The following is an 18,692-nucleotide window of genomic DNA, read 5'->3' as shown; positions in this document are numbered from 1 at the left end:
CGGGCGCGGATCACTCCGTCTCGTGCACCGCGCGGTGTGCCTTCGCCAGTTCGACGTACAGCGTGCCGTTCAGAGTGATGCCCTCGCGCTCCTCGTCGGTCAGCTCCCGCCTGACCTTGGCCGGTACGCCGGCGACCAGTGAGCCCGGGGGCACGCGCATCCCCTGCGGCACCAGCGCCTGAGCGGCCACCAGTGAACCGGCCCCGATCACCGCGCCGTTGAGCACCGTCGCGCCCATTCCGATCAGGCAGTCGTCCTCGACGGTGGCGCCGTGGATCACCGCGTTGTGCCCGACGGAGACGCGCTCGCCGATCGTGAGGGGGAAGCCAGGGTCGACGTGCAGCGTGCAGTTGTCCTGGACGTTGCTGTCCGCGCCGACGACGATCGGACCGACCTCGGCGCGCAGCACCGCGCCGTACCAGACGCTCGCCCCCGCGTGCAGGGTCACCTCGCCGATCACCACGGACATCGGCGCCGCGAACGCCTCCGGGTCCACCTTCGGATCCTTGCCGCCGATCCCCGCGATCAGCGCCCGCTGAGTCATCACCGTCTCCTTCTCGTCGGTCCACCGGCACCGTATGCCATCGGTGTGCGCCGGGGTGGGGCGAAGATCACAGGCGTACGGCCTCATCGGCGCACCGCGCGCTGAGTACCGTGAGCGGGTGCCCACGAGCAAGAACACGTTCTCATCATGGCGGCGCCGCCTCGCGCAGCGCGTCGTCCACGCGGGCTGGGCCTGGGTGCAGCGCACGGGCGCCGTCACCGCCGAACACCCCGGGCGGTTCCGCTTCGGCGCGATGGGAACAGGTACCAGACTGGCCTTCCCGCTGGGCACCGTGTTCGGCGAGCCCTGGATCCACCTCGGCTCCCACTGCATCGTCGGCGAACAGGTCACGCTGACGGCCGGGTTGATGCCCGACCTCGACCTCGGACCCGACCCGATCCTGCGCGTCGGCGACGGCGTCGTGCTCGGCCGCGGCAGCCATGTCATCGCGGACACGACGGTCACCATCGGCAGCGACTGCTACTTCGGCCCGTACGTCTACGTCACGTCCACCAACCACTCCTACGACGACCCGACGGTGCCCATCGGGAAGCAGTGGCCGCGGATGGAACCGGTGGAGATCGGCTCCGGCTGCTGGATCGGGACCGGGGCGGTGATCCTGCCGGGGGCGCGGATCGGGCGGAACGTGGTGGTGGCGGCCCACGCGGTGGTACGAGGTGAGGTGCCGGACCATGCCGTGGTGGCGGGGGCGCCCGCGCGGGTCGTACGGCGCTGGGACGCGGTGAGCGGGTGGCAGCCGCCGCTGCGGACGCCGGCACCGGTGCCGATCCCCGACGGAGTGACCTCGGAGCAGCTGTCCGCGCTGTCGGGGCTCGACGAGGAGTCGGCGGCGCGTCTGGCGGAGCTGGACGAGGAGGCCGAGGCGGCGGGCTTGGCGGAGCTGGACAAGGCGTCCGCGGCGGGTCTGGCGGAGCTGGGCCTGGAGACGCGGGGCGCGGCCGGGGACGTACGCGCCGAAAGCTGACTCAGCCTGTCGCGAGCAGGACCGTGCCGATCAGGGCGAGGCCCGCGCCCGCCGCCTGGATGCCGCGGAGCTGTTCGCTGAGCATGCCGCGCGCGGCCAGGGCCGTGACCACCGGATACAGCGAGGCGAGGACGGCGGCGACGGTGACCGGGCCGTGCTGGGCGGCGAGGGAGTACGTGCCGTTCGCGGCGACGTCGGCGAGGCCGACGAAGGCCAGTGCGGGGAGCAGACCCCAGGTGAATCCGCCCGCGGGGAGGGCTCTGGCGCCGTGCCTCACCGAGAGGCGGAGCGCCGTGCCGCCCGCCACCACGTTGGTGACACGCTGGACGAAGAGGGCGAGGAAGAGGCCGGTGAGGTTCGTCGAGGCCTCGGCGATCAGCGACATGACCGCGCCGAAGCCGAAGGCGGCGAGGAGGGTGAGCAGGACCGCCTGACGCTGGACGGCGGCCCCCTTGAACTGCGGCCCGCCCGCGAGAACCACCCCGATGACGGCGACCGCGATGCCCGCGAACTGGACCAGCCCCGGACGCTCTCCCAGCACGACGCCCACACCGACCGGAACGGCCACGCCCAGCGAACCGAGCGGCGAGACGACCCCCATCGGGCCGAGCGCCAGCGCCTTGTAGAAGGAGAGCATCGCTACCGGACCGACCAGGCCCGCCGCCACCGCGAACCACAGCCGCGGGCCGGCCTCGGTCCATGCGCCGGTGGCGAGCACGACCGTGCCCAGGACGGTGGCGGCGATGGTCTGCGAGGCGACGACCACCACGAGGGCGGACATACGCCGGGTCAGCAGGCCTCCGCCGAAGTCGGCCAGGCCCCACAGGAGGCTCGTGGCCAGGGCGAAGAGTGCTGTCATGAGACGCCTCGCAGTACAGTTTGGTGAACGATTTGGTGCACCACACCATAGTTCAGTGAATTGAACTCTGTCATTCAAAATATTGGACGGAATGTGTCGGACCTCGACCTGCTGACCCAGTCCCTGGCGCGCAACGTCAAGCGCTGGCGCACCGAGCGCGGCTTCACCCTGGACACGCTCGCCGCCCGCGCCGGGGTCAGCCGCGGCATGCTCATCCAGATCGAGCAGGCCAGGACCAACCCCAGCCTCGGCACGGTCGTCAAGATCGGTGACGCGCTCGGCATCAGCATCACGACCCTCCTCGACTACGAGCAGGGCCCCACGGTCCGGATCGTCCCGGCCGACCAGGCCGTCCGGCTCTGGCACACCGACGCGGGCAGCTACAACCGGCTGCTCGCCGGTACGGAGGCGCCGGGACCGCTGGAGATGTGGGACTGGCGGCTGATGCCCGGCGAGGGCAGCCCTTCCGACCCGCACCCCACCGGCACGGTCGAACTCATCCACGTCACCGCCGGTGAGCTGACCCTGACGGTCGACGGCGCCGAACACGTCGTGCCGGCCGGCGCCAGCGCCTCCTTCGAGGCCAACACCCCGCACACGTACGGGAACGACGGTGACGTGCCGGTAGAGATGATCATGACCGTGTCGGTGCCGGGTGTGCACCGGGACGCCTGACCGGAGGCTCACGCGCGGCTGTTAGCGTGCGGTCATGCGCGCACCCATCGGAGACTTCGACCACGCCACGCCCGCTCCCGAGTGCCTCGGCGACCTCACCGGCCCGGTCGCCGACGCCGTACGCGACTGGAGCGGTGACTACCCCGTCGACCGGATCGTCTACGTCGACACCGACCCCGAGTGGGCCGACACCGCGACCTTCGTCGAGCACTACGGCAAGGAACTGCTCGACCAGTCCGCCAACTGCGTGGTCGTCGCGGGCAAGCGCGGCGGCGAGACCACGCTCGCCGCCTGTGTGGTCCTCTCCGCGACCCGTGTCGACGTCAACGGCGCGGTCCGCCGCCAACTCGGCTCCCGCAAGGCCTCGTTCGCGCCGACGGACATCGCCACCGGCGAGACCGGAATGGAGTACGGCGGCATCACGCCCATCGGACTCCCCGCCGACTGGCCGGTGTTGGTGGACCCCGCTGTCGTCGCCCTGCCCTACGTCCTGGTGGGAAGCGGCCGTCGCCGCGGGAAACTGCTGGTACCGGGTGAGTTGTTCGCCGAACTGCCGAACGCGGTGGTGCTGGAGGGACTCGGGCTCGCCTGACGGCGTTCCGGCGGGGCGGGGTCGGGCCGCCGGTCAGGCTCGAGGGCTCGTGCGTTTCGTGGTCGGTTGACCGGGCGGGCTCCAAGCTGGTGGCGGCTCTCGCGGTCGGATTGGCGGTGGTCGGGCGACGGGCTTGTGCGTCGCGTGGCTGGTTCCGCCTGACGGCGTTCGGGCGCCGGGGTACGCGGCCGGTTCGCCGGGGAGGGTTCGGGGGCTGGTGGTCGGTTGGTCGGGCAGACCCCAAGTTCGGTGCTTTCGGGGCCGGTTGGCGGCAGTCAGGCGCCGGGGTTGTGCCTGCCAGGTCCGCGCGGTGCGTCACGCGGCCGTGTGATGGGCCAGGGCCACGTGGGCATCCGTCTCGCCCGGTGCCGGAGTCGGATCGGCGTGGACCAGGGCCGCGGTGAGCCTGGGAACGGCGTGCAGCAGAGCGTGTTCGGCCTCGACGGCGATGTCGTGGGCCCTGCGCACGCTCACCTCGCCGTCGACCACGACCGCCACCTCGGCGCGCAGCCGGTGCCCGATCCAGCGCAGCCGCAGCTCACCCACCCCGCGCACCCCCGGAACCCGCCGCAGCGCCTCCTCGGCCCGGTCGACCATCGCCGGGTCCACCGCGTCCATCACACGCCGGAACACCTCGCGCGCGGCGTCGCGCAGCACCAGCAGGATCGCCGCGGTGATCGCCAACCCCACCAGCGGGTCCGCGAGTTGCCAACCGAGGGCCGCGCCACCCGCTCCCACCAGTACGGCGAGTGAGGTGAATCCGTCCGTACGGGCATGGAGTCCGTCCGCGACCAGCGCGGCGGAGCCGATCTCGCGGCCGACCCGGATGCGGTGACGGGCGACCCACTCGTTGCCGAGGAAGCCGATGACCGCGGCGACGGCGACGACCGGGATGTGGTGCAGCGGGCGGGGGTTGAGCAGCCGGTCGAACGCCGTCCAGGCCGTGAAGGCGGCGGACGCGGCGATCGTCAGCACGATCACGATGCCCGCGAGGTCCTCCGCCCGGCCGTAGCCGTAGGTGAAGCGCCGGGTCGCCGCGCGGCGGCCCAGCACGAAGGCGATCCCGAGCGGCACGGCGGTGAGCGCGTCGGCCGCGTTGTGCACCGTGTCGCCGAGCAGCGCGACCGACCCCGAGAGCACGACGACGACCGCCTGTGCCAGGGCGGTGGCTCCGAGGACGAGGAGAGAGATCCACAGCGCGCGCATGCCCTTGGCCGACGACTCCAGAGCCGGGTCGAGCTTGTCGGCGGTCTCGTGCGAGTGCGGGGTGAGGAGATGACGCAGTCGGTGGGAGGGGGTCGGGGCGCGATCGAGGGCGTGATCATGACCACCCGGTTCCTCGGGCCCGTACGTCTGCTCATGACCGTGATCCACGCCGTGCGGCCGGTCGTGACCATGGCCGTGCGGCCCGTCGTGCCCCCGACTGTGTGGCCCGTCGTAACTCTTGCCATGCGGCCGGTCGTAACCCTGACCATGCGGGTGACCGTGACCGTGACCGTGACCGTGACCGTGACCGTGATCGTGATCGTGATCGTGATCGTGGCCGTGGGGGCGGCCGTGGTCGGGGGAGTGCTCGTCGCTCACGTGGGTCCCTCTCCGGTGCGCGGAGTGGACGCGGCACCGTCCACTCGGCCATTATGTGCGTATGAGCGCACGCATGCACCTGTCACCTGCGCATGATGCGCACCCGCACACCCCTGACGAGGAACAGTTCGCACTCGCGGCGGAACTCCTCGCCCTGCTGGGAGATCGCACGCGCCTCGCTCTACTGCACGCCCTGAGCGGCGGAGAAGCCGACGTCAGCACGCTCACGGAGGCGTGCGGGGCCGCCCGCCCGGCGGTCAGCCAGCACCTGGCCCGGCTCCGGCTGGCCGGTCTCGTGAGCACCCGGAAAGAGGGACGCCGAGTGATCTACTCACTCGGCGACGGCCATCTGCGCCGGGTGGTCGACGAGGCACTGAACCTCGCCGACCACCGGCTCAACGACCGGCCGGCGCACGACTGAGCGCGCGGCGGCCGCTCGGCACGCGGGTCAGAACACGTGGGCCGTGTCGTCCTCGCCCTCCTCCAGGAGGTTCGCTGCCGCGCCCACGACGCTCGGGTCCGGGCTGCCGACGACCTCCTCGTCCTTGCCGGTGTAGTCGAAACGGGCGAGGACACTGCGCATCGCCTCGACGCGGGCCCGCTTCTTGTCGTTGCTCTTCACCACGGTCCAGGGCGCCTGCTCGGTGTCCGTCTCGCGGAACACGGCGACCTTGGCGGCGGTGTAGTCGTCCCAGCGGTCCAGCGACGCCAGGTCCATGGGGCTCAGCTTCCACTGCCGTACGGGATCGACCTGGCGGATGGTGAAACGGGTGCGCTGTTCGCCCTGCGAGACCGAGAACCAGAACTTGATCAGGTCCACGCCGTCGTCCACGAGCATCCGCTCGAACGCGGGCGCCTGCCGCATGAAGCGCCGGTACTCGTCGTCACTGCAGAAGCCCATGACCCGCTCGACCCCGGCGCGGTTGTACCAGGACCGGTCGAACAGCACTATCTCGCCCGCGGTCGGCAGATGCTCCACGTAACGCTGGAAGTACCACTGTCCGCGCTCGCGCTCGGTCGGCTTCTCCAGGGCCACGACGCGGGCACCCCGCGGGTTGAGATGCTCGGTGAACCGTTTGATCGTGCCGCCCTTGCCGGCCGCGTCGCGTCCCTCGAAGACGACCACGAGCCGGCGTCCGGTCTCCTTTATCCAGCTCTGCAGCTTCAGCAGTTCTATCTGCTGGAGGCGCTTGTGCCAGTCGTACTCCTTGCGCTCCATACGCTGCGGGTACGGATAGTTCTCCCGCCAGGTGTCGACCGGGGTACCGTCAGGGCGGATCAGCACGGGGTCGTCGTGGTCGCTGTAGTCGACCCGCATCCCCGCCATCAGTGGCGTCATGTCAGCCTTCCCTTCTCCCGGTGCGTCGTCAGTGATCGGTATCGGTATCGGTATCGGTATCGGTGCAGATTCCGGCGCCCAGCTCTCAGTGTCGTGCCTCAGTGGAACTGCGGCACGATCAGATAGATTCCGTACGCCACCACGGCCGCGCAGGCCAGGAAACAGAGCCCGGCCTGGGCGAACCCCAGGGTGTCCGTGCCGCCGCCAGCTTCGCGCGCGGACTCGACCCTGGCGAGGCCCAGCACGCCGAGGGCGAAGACGACGACCACGCCGACGGTGACGCCGGTGCTCACCGCGGCGACCTCGCCGAGTGCGCTCCAGTCGAGATTCATGTCCAGAACTCCCCGTGGTTAGGCGGCGGCGCCGACATCGTTCGGCGTCGTGCCGCGGATGGTGACCTCGTGGCCGTCGTTGACGTTGTGGGCGCTCACCGGATTGCGGCGCGAGGCGATCACGATGACCGTGGCGACGGCCAGGGCGACGAGCGCGATCACCACGGTGCCGAAGGTGCCGCCGTGGGTCACCACGCTCGCGGAGACCCCGCCGACCAGCGCGGCGGCGGGCAGCGTGACCAGCCAGGCGATCACCATCCGGCCTGCGGTGCCCCAGCGGACCTCAGCCAGCCGCCTGCCCAGTCCGGCGCCGAGGATGCCGCCCGAGCAGACCTGGGTGGTGGAGAGCGCGAAACCGAGGTGGGCGGAGGTGAGGATCACGGTCGTGGAGGCCGCCTCGGCCGCGAAGCCCTGGGGCGACTGGATGTCGGTCAGGCCCTTGCCCATGGTGCGGATGATCCGCCAGCCGCCCAGGTAGGTGCCGAGCCCGATGGCGAGCCCGGCCGACGCGATCACCCACACCGGGGGGCCGGCGTCGTGGCCGAGGGCCCCCGCCGAGATCAGGGTCAGCGTGATCACGCCCATCGTCTTCTGGGCGTCGTTGGTGCCGTGGGCCAGCGAGACAAGGGAGGCCGAGGCGATCTGACCGAGCCGGAAGCCCTTGGTCACCGACTTCTCGCGGGACCGGGCCGTGATCCTGTAGGCGAGGTAGGTGGCCATCAGCGCGGCGATGCCCGCCACCAGGGGCGAGGCCACGGCCGGGATGAGGATCTTCTCGACGACCATGTCGAAGTGCACGCCGTGCTCGCCCGCACCGACCCACACCGCTCCGATCAGTCCGCCGAACAGGGCGTGCGAGGAACTGGAGGGAAGCCCGACGAGCCAGGTCATCAGGTTCCACAGGATCGCCCCGACCAGCCCGGCGAAGATCATCCCTGGTGTGACCAGCGAGTCGTCGACGATGCCGCCCGAGATGGTCTTGGCGACCTCGGTGGACAGGAAGGCCCCGACGACGTTCAGTACTCCGCTGATGAGGACCGCTGTTCTCGGTGCGAGCGCTCCGGTGGCGATGGACGTCGCCATCGCGTTCGCGGTGTCATGGAAGCCGTTGGTGAAATCGAATGCCAGCGCCGTGACGATGACGACCGCCACGAGGAACGTGATGTGGTCCATTCCTCGATGGAAGCAATCGCTCCTGTACACGCGGATAACCGAGGGTAAAGGCCGTGCAAGGGCGAGTAAAGCTGAACGTTTGTCCGCTGCCTGCTCCCTGCCCCCTGCTCTCTGCTGTCCGCGTCGGCCGGGCCGGTCAGCCCAGGCGCGGGATCTCGATCGCGGGGCAGCGGTCCATGACCATGTCGAGGCCCGCGGCGCGCGTCCGGTCGTACGCCGCCTCGTCGATGACGTCCAGCTGGAACCAGACCCCCTTGGCGCCGATGCGGACGGCTGCGTCGGCGACGGCGCCCGCGAGGTCGCTGTTGACGAACACGTCGACGACGTCGACCTCGAAGGGGATGTCCTCCAGGGAGGCGTACCCCTGTTCGCCGTGGACCGTCTCGGCCTTGGGGTGCACGGGCACGACGCGCTTCCCGAAGCGCTGGAGCACCTCCGCGACCCCGTAGGCGGCGCGCCGCCGGTTCGACGACAGGCCCACGACCGCCCAGGTGTCGCCGAGTTCGGTGAGGATCTTGTTGATCGATGCTGAGTCGCCGTACACGCTCGGCCTCCTGGAGATGGGTGTGAGGGCTACCGTCAGACAGATGTGAGGGCTGCCGTCAGACAGGTGTGAGGGCTGTCGTCTCTGACAACAGCGGGCACAGGGAGCCGATTCCCCGCGTCCGCCGCTCGGCCGCCGGCCTTTCCGGCCGGTGATCAGCGTACGGGCGCACGGCTTTCGCGGGGTTTCTTGCTCTTCCGGCCCGGTTTTTCGATGAGGGTCCGTCGTGGGGGTACTCGCGGCGGCATGACTGTCTATGGATTGCACGCCTCGCACGAGCAGATCCCGCCCGCGGATCTGCTCGACGCCGTGGTCCAGGCCGAACACGCCGGATTCACCGCCGCCATGTGCTCCGACCACTTCTCTCCGTGGAGCGTCCGTCAGGGGGAGTCCGGATTCGCCTGGTCGTGGCTCGGCGCCGCGCTCCAGGCCACCGAGCGGATGCCGTTCGGCGTGGTGAACGCGCCGGGCCAGCGCTATCACCCCGCGGTCATCGCCCAGGCGGTCGGCAGCCTGGCGTCCATGTATCCGGGCAGGTTCTGGGTGGCGCTCGGCAGCGGCGAGGCCTCCAACGAGCACATCACGGGGGCGCGTTGGCCCCGCAAGGACATCCGCAACGCACGCCTGCGGGAATGCGTCGACGTCATCCGCGCGCTGCTGGCCGGGGAGGAGGTCAGCCACGACGGGCTGGTCACCGTGGACCGGGCCCGGCTGTGGACCCTGCCGCCCGCCACACCGCCGCTCATCGGGGCCGCCTGCAGCACGGCCACCGCGGCCTGGTGCGCCGAGTGGGCCGACGGCTTGATCACGGTCAACGCCCCGCTGGAACGACTGCGTGAGATCGCCGACGCGTACCGCGACGCGGGCGGCCGTGGGCCGCTGCACCTCCAGGTGCACCTGAGCTGGGCACCCGACGAGGACCAGGCCCTCGCCCTGGCACACGACCAGTGGCGCACCAACGTGCACTCGCCGCCGGTCAGTTGGGACCTGGACACCGCCGAACTGTTCGACATCGTCAGCGAGCACGTCACGCCCGAACAGGTGGCGGGCACGGTCAACGTCTCCTCCGACCTCGGCCGGCACGCCGCCTGGCTGCAGGAGTACGCCGACCTCGGTTTCGACTCGGTGATGCTCCATCACGTGGGCCGTGAACAAGCCTCGTTCATCGACACGTTCGGCGCCGAGGTGCTGCCCCGGCTCGATGTCACCACCCCGCTTCCCGCCACGGCCAAGGAGTACCGATGCGTCTGACCCGTACGTCCGACCTGTGGTGGAAGAACGCGGTGGTGTACTGCCTGGACGTCGAGACGTACCAGGACGGGAACGGTGACGGGATCGGCGACTTCAAGGGGCTCACCCAGCGCATCGACCATCTGGTGCGGCTCGGCGTGACATGCGTGTGGCTGATGCCCTTCTATCCGACGCGCGAACGCGACGACGGATACGACATCACCGACTTCTACGGTGTCGACCCCCGCCTCGGCACCCTCGGCGACTTCACCGAGTTCGTCCGCACCGCCAAGGACCGCGGCATCCGCGTGATCGCCGACCTCGTCGTCAACCACACCTCCGAGGAACACCCCTGGTTCCGCGACGCCCGCTCCAGCCGGGACTCCACCTACCGCGACTGGTACGTCTGGCAGGACGAGCCCCCCAAGGACGGTCCCGAGGGCGTGGTCTTCCCCGACGTGGAGGACAGCCTGTGGGAGTACGACGAGGGCAGCGGCCAGTACTACCTGCACCGGTTCTACAAGCAGCAGCCCGACCTGAACGTCGCCAACCCGGAGGTGCGCGACGAGATAGCCCGCGTCATGGGCTTCTGGACGGAGCTCGGGCTGTCGGGTTTCCGGGTCGACGCCGTGCCCTTCCTGCTGGAGACGGACGGGCAGGACGACGCCGGCGGTCTGCCGGACCCGCACGACTACCTCGCCGACCTGCGTGCCTTCCTGGGCCGCCGCAACGGCGAGTCGGTGCTGCTCGGCGAGGTCAACCTGCCCTACGGAGACCTCGCCCGCTTCTTCGGCGACCCCGGCTCGGACCGCGGTGACGAGCTCACCATGTGCTTCGACTTCGTCGGAATGCAGCAGATGTACCTGTCGATGGCGCGCGAGGACGCGGGACCGCTGGCCGCCGCGCTGCGGGAGCGCCCGGCCGCTCCCCGGGACGCCCACTGGGCCACCTTCGTGCGCAACCACGACGAACTCACCCTCGACAAACTGAGCGAGGACGAACGCGCCGAGGTCTTCGCGTCCTTCGGACCGGACAAGGAGATGCAGCTGTACGACCGTGGGCTGCGCCGCAGGCTGCCCCCGATGGTCGGCGGCGACCGGCGCCGCGTCGAGCTCGCCTACAGCCTGCTCTTCACCCTGCCGGGCACCCCCGTGCTGTTCTACGGCGAGGAGATCGGCATGGGCGAGAACCTGGCCGCCGAGGGCAGGCAGGCCGTACGTACGCCCATGCAGTGGACCCCGGAGGAGGGCGCGGGGTTCTCCACCGCCGATCCGACGGCCTTCCCCAACCCGATGGTTGAAGGGGCGTTCGGGCCCCGGAAGGTCAACGTGTACGAGCAGAGCCGCGATCCCGCTTCGCTGCTGAGCCGCATCCGGCTGTTCGTCGAGCGCTACCGGGAGGCGCCCGAACTGGCTTGGGGCGAATACCACTTGGCGGACACGGGGGAGCGCTCCGTGCTGGCCCACGTCAGCCGCACCGGCGACGGGGCGGTGCTGGCCCTGCACAACTTCTCGGGAAGGCAGGTCACCGCACGGCTGCGGCTGCCCGAGGCGGGCCCCGGCGGCAAGCTGACGGATCTCCTCGACGACGGCCACGCCGGACTGACGGTGCCCGACGACGGTCTGCTCCCCGTCGAACTCCCCGCCTACGGATACCGGTGGCTGCGCGTCGGCACCACCGCGGACGACCCGGAAAGGGTGGCTACCGGCTGACAACACCTTCACCGCCGGACGGGCCGACGGCACGGCGAACCTCGGGAGCCGTCGGCCCGACTACGGGTGTCGGGTCGAGCACGGGCGTCGAACCGATCACGGGCGTCGAACCGATCACGGGCGTCGAACCGATCACCGGCGTCGAACCGACCACCGGCGTCGGGTCGATCACGGGCGTCGAACCGATCACCGGCGTCGAACCGATCACCGGCGTCGAACCGACCACCGGCGTCGGGTCGATCACGGGCGTCGAACCGATCACCGTGGTCGGCCCGATCACCCGCGTCGAACCCCTCACCGCCGTCGAACCGACCACCGCCGTCGGACCGACCACCGCCGTCGGACCCACCACCGATGCCGGACCGACCACCACTACCACCGCCGTCGAGTGCGACTCGGCGGCGGTGGAGTGCGTGGCCGGGTCCGGGAAAAGGCAGAGGTCGAGGCCGCCCGGTCGTCGGCTTCGCGCCCCGTGATAGCTTGCCGAGGCCAGTCGAACCCATGTACGTGGGTCAGGGAATCCGGTGCGAATCCGGAACTGACGCGCAGCGGTGAGGGTGACGGGCGGGGCATCGGCCACTGGACCGCGTGAGGTCCGGGAAGGCGCCTCGTCCGGGTGATCCCGAGTCCGAAGACCTGCTGGCGGCCTCCGCGGTCCTCAGAGCGCGGGGGAACTCCGTACGACCGGGCTCCGCGCTTGAGCCCTCGACGCCAAGGGATCGCCTTCCGTGCCTTTCGCACGCCTTGCCCGCCATGCCGCCCTGCTGTCCTCGGGGGCGCTGCTCCTGACCGGCTGCGGATCCGGTTCGTCCGCCACGACGGAAGCCGGTTCCGCCGTCACCCTCGACAACTGCGGGCAGGCGGTACGCGTCGACGCGCCGCCGCGGCGCGCGGTCTCCCTCAACCAGGGGACCACCGAGATCATGCTCTCGCTCGGACTCGCCGACCGGATGGTGGGGACCGCCACCTGGACCGACCCCGTGCTGAAGGGGCTGGAGAAGCAGAACGCCGAGGTCGAGCGGATCTCCGACAACAACCCCTCCTTCGAACGCGTCCTGGACGCCGAACCCGACTTCGTCGCCGCCTCCTTCGTCTCCACGCTCGGCAAGGGCGGGGTGGCGACACGCGAGCAGTTCGAGAAGCTCGGCGTACCGACGTACGTCTCGCCCTCCGACTGCGCCGGCAAGGACAACTCCGGTGACGGGGACGGCTCACGGAAACAGCCGCTCACGATGGACACCGTCTACGGCGAAGTGCGCGACCTCGCCCGGGTGTTCGGGGTGCGAGAGCGCGGTGAGAAGCTCGTCACCTCGCTCAAGAAGCGGGTGAAGACCGCCACGGCCGGGATCGACGCCTCCGACGTCACCCTCCTGTACTGGTTCGCCAACGCCGAGTCGCCCTACATGGCGGGCTGTTGCGGCGCCCCCGGCGCCATCACCCGCACCCTCGGCGCGCACAACGTCTTCGACGACACCCACGACGAATGGCCCCAGATCAACTGGGAGACCGTCGCCGACCGTGACCCCGACGTCCTCGTGATCGGCGATCTGACGCGCAAGTCGCAGACCGCCGAGTCCGCCGCGAAGAAGATCGAGTTCCTGGAGTCCGACCCGGTCACCAGGAACATGTCCGCCGTCAGGCACAAGCGGTACGTCCTGCTCAGCGGACAGGCCATGAACCCGACCATCCGCACCGTCGAGGGCGTGGAACAGGTCGCCGCGGGCCTGCGGGAGTTCGGGCTCGCCGGGTGAGCGTCAGAGGACTGCTGCTCGGGACCGCCGGAGCCGCCGCGCTCTGCGTCTCCGTCGCCGTCGCGATCACCATCGGGCCCGCCGAGATACGGGTCGGCGACGTCTGGGCGACGGTCGGAGCCCATCTCGGCTGGGGGAGTACGGGGCTCTCACCGATCAGGGACGGGATCGTGTGGCAGCTCAGGCTGCCGCGCACGCTGCTCGCCGCCGTCTGCGGGGCCGGACTCGCCGTCTGCGGCGTGGTGATGCAGTCGCTGCTGCGCAATCCGCTCGCCGATCCGTTCGTGCTGGGGGTGTCCTCCGGGGCGTCGACTGGCGCGGTCGCCGTGGTCGTGCTGGGAGTCGGCGGCGGCGTCGTGTCGGTGTCCGCCGGCGCCTTCGTGGGCGCCGTCCTGTCCTTCGCGCTCGTACTCCTGCTCAGCCACACGCTCGGCGGCACGACCGACCGCGTGGTCCTCGCGGGCGTCGCCGCCATGCAGCTCTTCTCCGCGCTCACCTCCTTCGTCGTGATGACGGCGGCCGACGCCGAGACGACCCGCGGCGTGCTGTTCTGGCTGCTCGGCTCGCTCAGCGGCGCCGACTGGACGGACGTGTGGGTCGGCTTCGGGGTTCTCGTCCTCGCGCTCGTGGTCTGTCTGGGGTACGCCCGGACGCTCGACGCCTTCGCCTTCGGGCAGGACGCGGCGGCCTCCCTCGGGGTCTCCGTCGCGCGCACCCGGCTGGTGCTGCTGAGCGTCACGGCGCTGCTCACCGCCGCGCTGGTCAGCTCCTCGGGCGCGATCGGCTTCGTCGGCCTGGTCCTGCCGCACGCGGCCCGCGCGCTGGTGGGACCGGGCCACGCCCGGCTGCTGCCGGTGTCCGCGCTCGCCGGAGCGGTGTTCCTGGTGTGGGTGGACACACTCGCCCGTACCGTTCTCGACCCGCAGGAGGTGCCGGTGGGCGTCGTGACCTCGCTCATCGGCGTACCGGTGTTCGTGCTGGTGCTCTACCGGTCGAAGACCACCTCGGGGAGGGCGGCCGGATGACCGGCAGAGGGACGACCGGCAGCCAGACGACCGGCAAAGGGACGCCTGGGACGGCCGTTAAAGGGCAGACCGGGACGCCCGGCGAGGGCATGCCCGGCAATGAGACGACCGGCGAAGGCATGCCCGGCAACGAGACGACCGCCGAGGCCATCACCGGTGACGTGACGGCCGACGGGCGGCAGGGCCACGAGGGACTGTGCGCCGACCGCGTCACCCGCGCGGCCGGCGGCCGGCTCATCCTCGACGGCGTCAGCCTGACCCCGGAGCCCGGATCCACCGTCGGACTCCTCGGCCCCAACGGCTCCGGCAAGTCCACCCTCCTGCGCCTGCTCTCCGGCGTGCTCACCCCGGCCTCGGGCGTCGTCACCCTCGACGGCGAACCCCTCGCCGGACTGCACCGCCGGGACCTCGCCCAACGCGTGGCTGTGGTCGAGCAACAGAGCGACACCCAGGTCGAGTTGACGGTCCTCGACGTCGTACGGCTCGGCCGCACCCCGCACCGCCGCGCCTGGACCCCCGCCTCGGCGGACGACGAGGCCGCCGTGCGCGCGGCCCTGGAACGTACGGGGCTGGCCGATCGCGCCCACCAGTCCTGGCACACCCTGTCGGGCGGCGAACGCCAGCGGGTGCAGATAGCCCGCGCGCTGGCCCAGGAACCGCGCGAACTCCTCCTGGACGAGCCGACCAACCACCTCGACATCCAGCACCAACTCGACCTGCTCACCCTGATCACCGGCCTCCCGGTCACCACCGTGGTCGCCCTGCACGACCTCAACCTCGCCGCGATGTACTGCGACCGGCTCGTCGTCCTGCGCGAGGGCCGCGTCGTGGCGTGCGGCGACCCGCGCGAGGTACTCACCGAGGAGCTGATCGCCGAGGTGTACGGGGTGCGGGCCGCCGTGACCGGCTCCGGGCCCGAAGGACGGCCGCACGTGCGGTACTTGGGGACGGTCGGTTGAAGGTGTTGCGCGCCGCCGGATGCCCCGGTGCTGTCCGGATCGGGCCCACCACCCTGCGCCCGGCCGCCCACCCGCCTACGCTCACCCCGTGCTGCGTATCACCGATGTCCGAACAGGCGAGTCCACCGACGCCGTCCGCGCCCGACGCGGCCCGGTCCGCGTCCAGGCCCATCCGGCGGGGGCCGACACCTCCGCACTGCGGGTGCTGCTGGTCGCCGACGTCCTGGCCCGGGCCCTGGAACTCGGCGGGACCCCCGCCCTCACCGCGGCCGACCCACCCGCCGACCTGCGGGCGCGCGCCGACGCGCTCGGCATCCGCCGCGCCGACGCGGGGACGGCGGGCCCGGGACCGGCCCTCCACGTCCTCGCGCCGGGCGACACCGTCACGGAGGGCATCCGGGTCGAGGTCGCCCCGGTCACCGGCACGGCCGATCCGGCACTGCTGCGTCTGCTCCTGCTCGCGACCCCGCGCCACGAACCCGTCGACCTCGACGCCGCCGACCTCGACGGCGCCCGCGAGACCCTCGCACGCTGGCGGACGGCGGTCGCCACCTGGGCCACCCGTCCGTCCAAGCCCGTCCCCGAAGCCGTGAAGCAGGAACTGCGGGCCGCGTGGGAGGACGACCTCGACGTGCCCGCCGTACTCGACGTGCTGCGACGTCTGGAGAGCGACGAGGAGGTGCCGTACGGCGCCCGCTTCGAGACGTACGCCTACGCGGACCGCCTCCTCGGGCTCGAACTCACCCGTGAGATCGGGTCGGTGCTGTGATCGCGCGCGCCGAAGCCGGCCCGGCGCGCAGGCTCGTCGTCCTGCGGCACGCCAAGTCCGCCTGGCCCCTCGGCGTGGCCGACCACGAACGGCCCCTGGCGCCCCGCGGGCTCCGCGACGCCCCGGCCGCCGGACGCGCCCTCGCCGAGGCCCGCTGTCTGCCGGACCTGACGCTGTGCTCCACCGCTGTACGGGCCCGGCGGACAGGGGGGTTGGCCGCCGCGCAGTGGGACACCGCGCCGCCGTTGCGACTGGACGGGCGGCTGTACGGGGCCGACGTGCCGGAGCTGCTGGCGGTCGTACGTGAAGTCCCGGAGGCGGTACGGACGTTGCTGCTGATCGGGCACAACCCCGGCCTGGAGGAGCTGGTGCTCGAACTGGCCGGGGACGGCCTCGGGGACGCGCTGGACGACGTACGGACGAAGTTCCCGACCTCGGCCGTCGCGATCCTCGACTGGTACGGCGCCGACTGGGGTGAACTCACTCCCGGCGCAGCGCTGTTGACCGACATGCTGGTGCCGAGGGGCAGGGTGCCGGACTAGCCGACGTGGACCCGGGGCCTGCGCTCCGGATCCGGTTCGGCGCGGCGGAGTACCTCGCGGGTGACCGGGGCGACCTCACCGTCGCCGAAGACGAGGAACCGTACGAGATGGCTCAGGGGGTTGCCCTCGGTCCAGTTGAAGTACGCGTCGGGAACCGAGCCGGTGCGCTCGCGCAACTGCATCAGGACGGCCGCGATGGTGTTGGGCACCGTCGCTCCCCGCACGCGGAGCCTGCGTACACCGTGCTTCTCCTCGCCGTGCACGGCCAGTTCGGTGGTGAAGTCCGAGGAGTCGGTGACGAAGACCTCCAGGAAGAGCACCGGGTGGCCGTCGGGGATGCGGGTGTGCTCGCGCTGACTCTGTTCCTTGGCGCGGTACTCCCGCGAACTGTGTTCCTGCGGCTCGTTGGCGATCAGCTGGAGGCGTCCGCTCGCCGCGGCCTCGTCGATGAGGCGGGCGGCCGTGTCGTCGAACGTGACGGCGGCGGCGCGGAGTTCGAAGGCGCGGTGCACCCGGGAGGCGAACGAGGTGAGCAGGATGGCCAGGATGAAGATCCCCGCGATCTTGATGCCGTCGGGCCGCTCGATCACATTGGTGACCAGGGTGTACGCGAACACCGCGGTGATCGCGCCGAAGCCCGCCGTCGCCCCCCGGTGACCCCGCTTGTGCACGGCGACCGTGGACGCGAAGGACGCGGACAGCATCAGGACCAGCACACCGGTCGCGTAGGCCCCGCTCTGGTCGTCGACGCTCGCGTTGAACCACAGCGTGATGAAGACCGCGGTCGCCATGAAGACAAGCACCAGCGGGCGCACGGCGCGGGTCCACTCGGGGGCCATGCCGTAGCGCGGCAGATAACGCGGGACGAGGTTGAGCAGCCCGGCGAGCGCGGAGGCGCCGGCGAACCAGAGGATCGCGATGGTCGCGACGTCGTAGACCGTCCCGAAGGCCTCGCCGAGATGTTCGTGCGCGAGATACGCCAGGGCACGGCCGTTCGCCGACCCGCCGCTCTCGAACTCCTTCTGCGGGATCAGGATCGTCGTGGCCAGGCTGGACAGCAGCAGGAAGCCGCTCATGATGACGGCGGCCGTGGTGAGCAGCTTCCGGGTGTCGCGGATCCGGCCCGCCGGCTTCTCGAACGTGTCCGACTCATCGCCCCTGACCTGCGGCATCACCGCCACGCCGGTCTCGAAGCCGGACATGCCGAGGGCCAGCTTCGGGAAGACGAGCAGCGCCACGCCGACCATCGCGAGCGGTGAGGAGTGCTCGGCCGTCATCGCGTCCGTCCAGTCGCCGACCTTGACCGGGTGGCTCAGCACCTCCCAGGCGGACGTGGCCAGCACGACGACGTTGAGCGCCAGATACGCCCCCACCAGCACCACGGCGATGCCGATGGCCTCCTTTGAAGCCCTTCAGGAAGACCGCGCCCAGCGCGGCGACCAGGACGAGCGTGATCCAGACGTTCCCGCCGTGCATCCAGTGCGGAGCGAAAGGATTCTCCACCACGTGCGCGGAGGCGTCCGCCGCCGACAGCGTGATGGTGATCATGAAGTCGGTGGCGGCGAACCCGAGCAGCACGAGGACGAAGATCTTCCCCGACCACCAGGGCAGCAGCCGCTCCAGCATCGCGATCGACCCCTCGCCGTGCGGACTCTCGTGCGCCACCCGGCGGTACACCGGCAGCGCGCCGAGCAGGGTCAGCGCGATGAGTACGAGCGTCGCGAGCGGCGAGAGCAGCCCGGCCGCGAGAGCGGCGATCCCGGGCTGGTAGCCGAGCGTGGAGAAGTAGTCGACGCCGGTCAGGCACATCACGCGCCACCATCGGTGGCCCTTCTGTTCGGCGTCCGGCGTGGCATGCGGGCCCGGGTGCCGTGCGGAGCGCTCGCTCAGGCCCTCCAGGAGCCACGCCCGCCAGCGGGGTGCCGCCGAGGGATGCCCGGAACGGCCGGGCGCGTCCGCGTCGGGGCTGTCCACCTGAGTGCCGGTCATGCTGCGATCTCCCTGCGATCGGTCGGGCCGGCGATCCGGCGTCGGTCGAGCTGTTCCCCCCGCCCGCCCCTCTCGGGCGCGACGACGA

General features: G+C 71.1%; 19 protein-coding genes, 1 pseudogene and 1 riboswitch. Of the genes and pseudogenes, 11 read left to right on the top strand and 9 right to left on the bottom strand.

Annotated elements, in window-relative coordinates; genetic code table 11:
* Window positions 1-10: 10 nt before the first annotated feature.
* Window positions 11-544 carry a gamma carbonic anhydrase family protein gene (locus tag ACIP79_RS04040; RefSeq protein ID WP_401218947.1) on the bottom strand — a complete coding sequence of 178 codons (534 nt, stop codon included), beginning with the start codon at window positions 542-544 and terminating at the stop codon, window positions 11-13.
* 118 nt (window positions 545-662) lie between these two features.
* Between ACIP79_RS04040 and ACIP79_RS04035 the strand changes: the two genes are divergently transcribed.
* Entirely contained in the window at window positions 663-1,529 is an 867-nt protein-coding gene (locus ACIP79_RS04035; protein ID WP_401218944.1) for an acyltransferase, read from the top strand.
* Between the two features lies 1 nt (window position 1,530).
* Here the strand turns inward: ACIP79_RS04035 and ACIP79_RS04030 are convergent, their stop codons facing one another.
* Window positions 1,531-2,388, bottom strand: coding sequence for an EamA family transporter (locus ACIP79_RS04030; protein WP_401218941.1), 858 nt, complete (start codon window positions 2,386-2,388; stop codon window positions 1,531-1,533).
* A 93-nt stretch (window positions 2,389-2,481) separates the two neighbouring features.
* Here ACIP79_RS04030 and ACIP79_RS04025 point away from each other — a divergent pair, with 93 nt between their 5' ends.
* Both ACIP79_RS04025 and ACIP79_RS04020 read left to right on the top strand, forming a co-directional pair.
* Window positions 2,482-3,063: a helix-turn-helix domain-containing protein gene (locus tag ACIP79_RS04025; RefSeq protein ID WP_383688710.1), complete on the top strand. Its 582-nt coding sequence runs from the start codon at window positions 2,482-2,484 to the stop codon at window positions 3,061-3,063.
* Window positions 3,064-3,097: 34 nt separating this feature from the next.
* The gene (locus tag ACIP79_RS04020; protein ID WP_401218938.1) at window positions 3,098-3,655 is read left to right on the top strand and encodes a YbaK/EbsC family protein; all 558 of its coding nucleotides are present in this window, start codon (window positions 3,098-3,100) and stop codon (window positions 3,653-3,655) included.
* Between the two features lie 315 nt (window positions 3,656-3,970).
* Here the strand turns inward: ACIP79_RS04020 and ACIP79_RS04015 are convergent, their stop codons facing one another.
* Window positions 3,971-5,029, bottom strand: coding sequence for a cation diffusion facilitator family transporter (locus ACIP79_RS04015; protein ID WP_401218935.1), 1,059 nt, complete (start codon window positions 5,027-5,029; stop codon window positions 3,971-3,973).
* A 271-nt stretch (window positions 5,030-5,300) separates the two neighbouring features.
* Here ACIP79_RS04015 and ACIP79_RS04010 point away from each other — a divergent pair, with 271 nt between their 5' ends.
* Window positions 5,301-5,660 (top strand): ArsR/SmtB family transcription factor, encoded by a 360-nt coding sequence (locus tag ACIP79_RS04010; RefSeq protein WP_401218932.1) that lies wholly within the window; start codon window positions 5,301-5,303, stop codon window positions 5,658-5,660.
* A gap of 27 nt (window positions 5,661-5,687) precedes the next feature.
* On the opposite strand, the gene ppk2 is transcribed toward ACIP79_RS04010, so the two are convergent.
* The 4 genes from ppk2 to ACIP79_RS03990 form a co-directional block, all read right to left on the bottom strand.
* Window positions 5,688-6,578: a polyphosphate kinase 2 gene (gene ppk2 / locus ACIP79_RS04005; protein WP_401218929.1), complete on the bottom strand. Its 891-nt coding sequence runs from the start codon at window positions 6,576-6,578 to the stop codon at window positions 5,688-5,690.
* Between the two features lie 98 nt (window positions 6,579-6,676).
* Window positions 6,677-6,910, bottom strand: coding sequence for a hypothetical protein (locus tag ACIP79_RS04000; protein WP_383688363.1), 234 nt, complete (start codon window positions 6,908-6,910; stop codon window positions 6,677-6,679).
* Between the two features lie 18 nt (window positions 6,911-6,928).
* A complete protein-coding gene (locus ACIP79_RS03995; protein ID WP_401218925.1) occupies window positions 6,929-8,083 on the bottom strand; it encodes an anion permease in 1,155 nt (384 codons plus the stop codon).
* 136 nt (window positions 8,084-8,219) lie between these two features.
* On the bottom strand, window positions 8,220-8,627 hold the full coding sequence (locus ACIP79_RS03990; protein ID WP_401218923.1) for a CoA-binding protein: 408 nt from the start codon (window positions 8,625-8,627) through the stop codon (window positions 8,220-8,222).
* Between the two features lie 246 nt (window positions 8,628-8,873).
* Here ACIP79_RS03990 and ACIP79_RS03985 point away from each other — a divergent pair, with 246 nt between their 5' ends.
* Window positions 8,874-9,878, top strand: coding sequence for a TIGR03885 family FMN-dependent LLM class oxidoreductase (locus ACIP79_RS03985; protein ID WP_401218920.1), 1,005 nt, complete (start codon window positions 8,874-8,876; stop codon window positions 9,876-9,878).
* Window positions 9,869-11,569: an alpha-amylase family protein gene (locus ACIP79_RS03980; RefSeq protein ID WP_401218917.1), complete on the top strand. Its 1,701-nt coding sequence runs from the start codon at window positions 9,869-9,871 to the stop codon at window positions 11,567-11,569. The genes ACIP79_RS03985 and ACIP79_RS03980 overlap by 10 nt, the downstream gene beginning before the upstream one ends.
* On the opposite strand, the gene ACIP79_RS03975 is transcribed toward ACIP79_RS03980, so the two are convergent.
* Window positions 11,559-11,939, bottom strand: coding sequence for a hypothetical protein (locus tag ACIP79_RS03975; protein WP_401218915.1), 381 nt, complete (start codon window positions 11,937-11,939; stop codon window positions 11,559-11,561). The two genes, ACIP79_RS03980 and ACIP79_RS03975, sit on opposite strands and share 11 nt — an antisense overlap.
* A gap of 103 nt (window positions 11,940-12,042) precedes the next feature.
* A riboswitch (cobalamin riboswitch) is annotated at window positions 12,043-12,228 on the top strand.
* A gap of 69 nt (window positions 12,229-12,297) precedes the next feature.
* Between ACIP79_RS03975 and ACIP79_RS03970 the strand changes: the two genes are divergently transcribed.
* The 5 genes from ACIP79_RS03970 to ACIP79_RS03950 all read left to right on the top strand — a co-directional run bounded on the left by ACIP79_RS03970 (window position 12,298) and on the right by ACIP79_RS03950 (window position 16,615).
* Window positions 12,298-13,320, top strand: coding sequence for an ABC transporter substrate-binding protein (locus ACIP79_RS03970; protein ID WP_401218912.1), 1,023 nt, complete (start codon window positions 12,298-12,300; stop codon window positions 13,318-13,320).
* Window positions 13,317-14,345, top strand: coding sequence for a FecCD family ABC transporter permease (locus ACIP79_RS03965; protein WP_401218909.1), 1,029 nt, complete (start codon window positions 13,317-13,319; stop codon window positions 14,343-14,345). Before ACIP79_RS03970 ends, ACIP79_RS03965 begins: the two co-directional genes overlap by 4 nt.
* Window positions 14,346-14,434: 89 nt before the next feature.
* Complete coding sequence (locus ACIP79_RS03960) at window positions 14,435-15,304, top strand: ABC transporter ATP-binding protein (RefSeq protein ID WP_401218906.1); 870 nt, start codon at window positions 14,435-14,437, stop codon at window positions 15,302-15,304.
* A gap of 88 nt (window positions 15,305-15,392) precedes the next feature.
* Entirely contained in the window at window positions 15,393-16,073 is a 681-nt protein-coding gene (locus ACIP79_RS03955) for a hypothetical protein (RefSeq protein ID WP_401218904.1), read from the top strand.
* Window positions 16,070-16,615: a SixA phosphatase family protein gene (locus ACIP79_RS03950; protein ID WP_401218901.1), complete on the top strand. Its 546-nt coding sequence runs from the start codon at window positions 16,070-16,072 to the stop codon at window positions 16,613-16,615. Before ACIP79_RS03955 ends, ACIP79_RS03950 begins: the two co-directional genes overlap by 4 nt.
* On the opposite strand, the pseudogene ACIP79_RS03945 reads toward ACIP79_RS03950, so the two are convergent.
* A pseudogene (locus ACIP79_RS03945) lies at window positions 16,612-18,604 on the bottom strand (amino acid transporter). The gene ACIP79_RS03950 and the pseudogene ACIP79_RS03945 overlap by 4 nt on opposite strands.
* Between the last annotated feature and the right edge of the window lie 88 nt (window positions 18,605-18,692).

It is taken from the genome of Streptomyces sp. NPDC088747 (assembly GCF_044751025.1).
Lineage (GTDB): Bacteria > Actinomycetota > Actinomycetes > Streptomycetales > Streptomycetaceae > Streptomyces.
The sequence above is the reverse complement of the archived record's forward strand: the minus strand, read 5'-3'. Positions and strand labels throughout refer to the sequence as shown.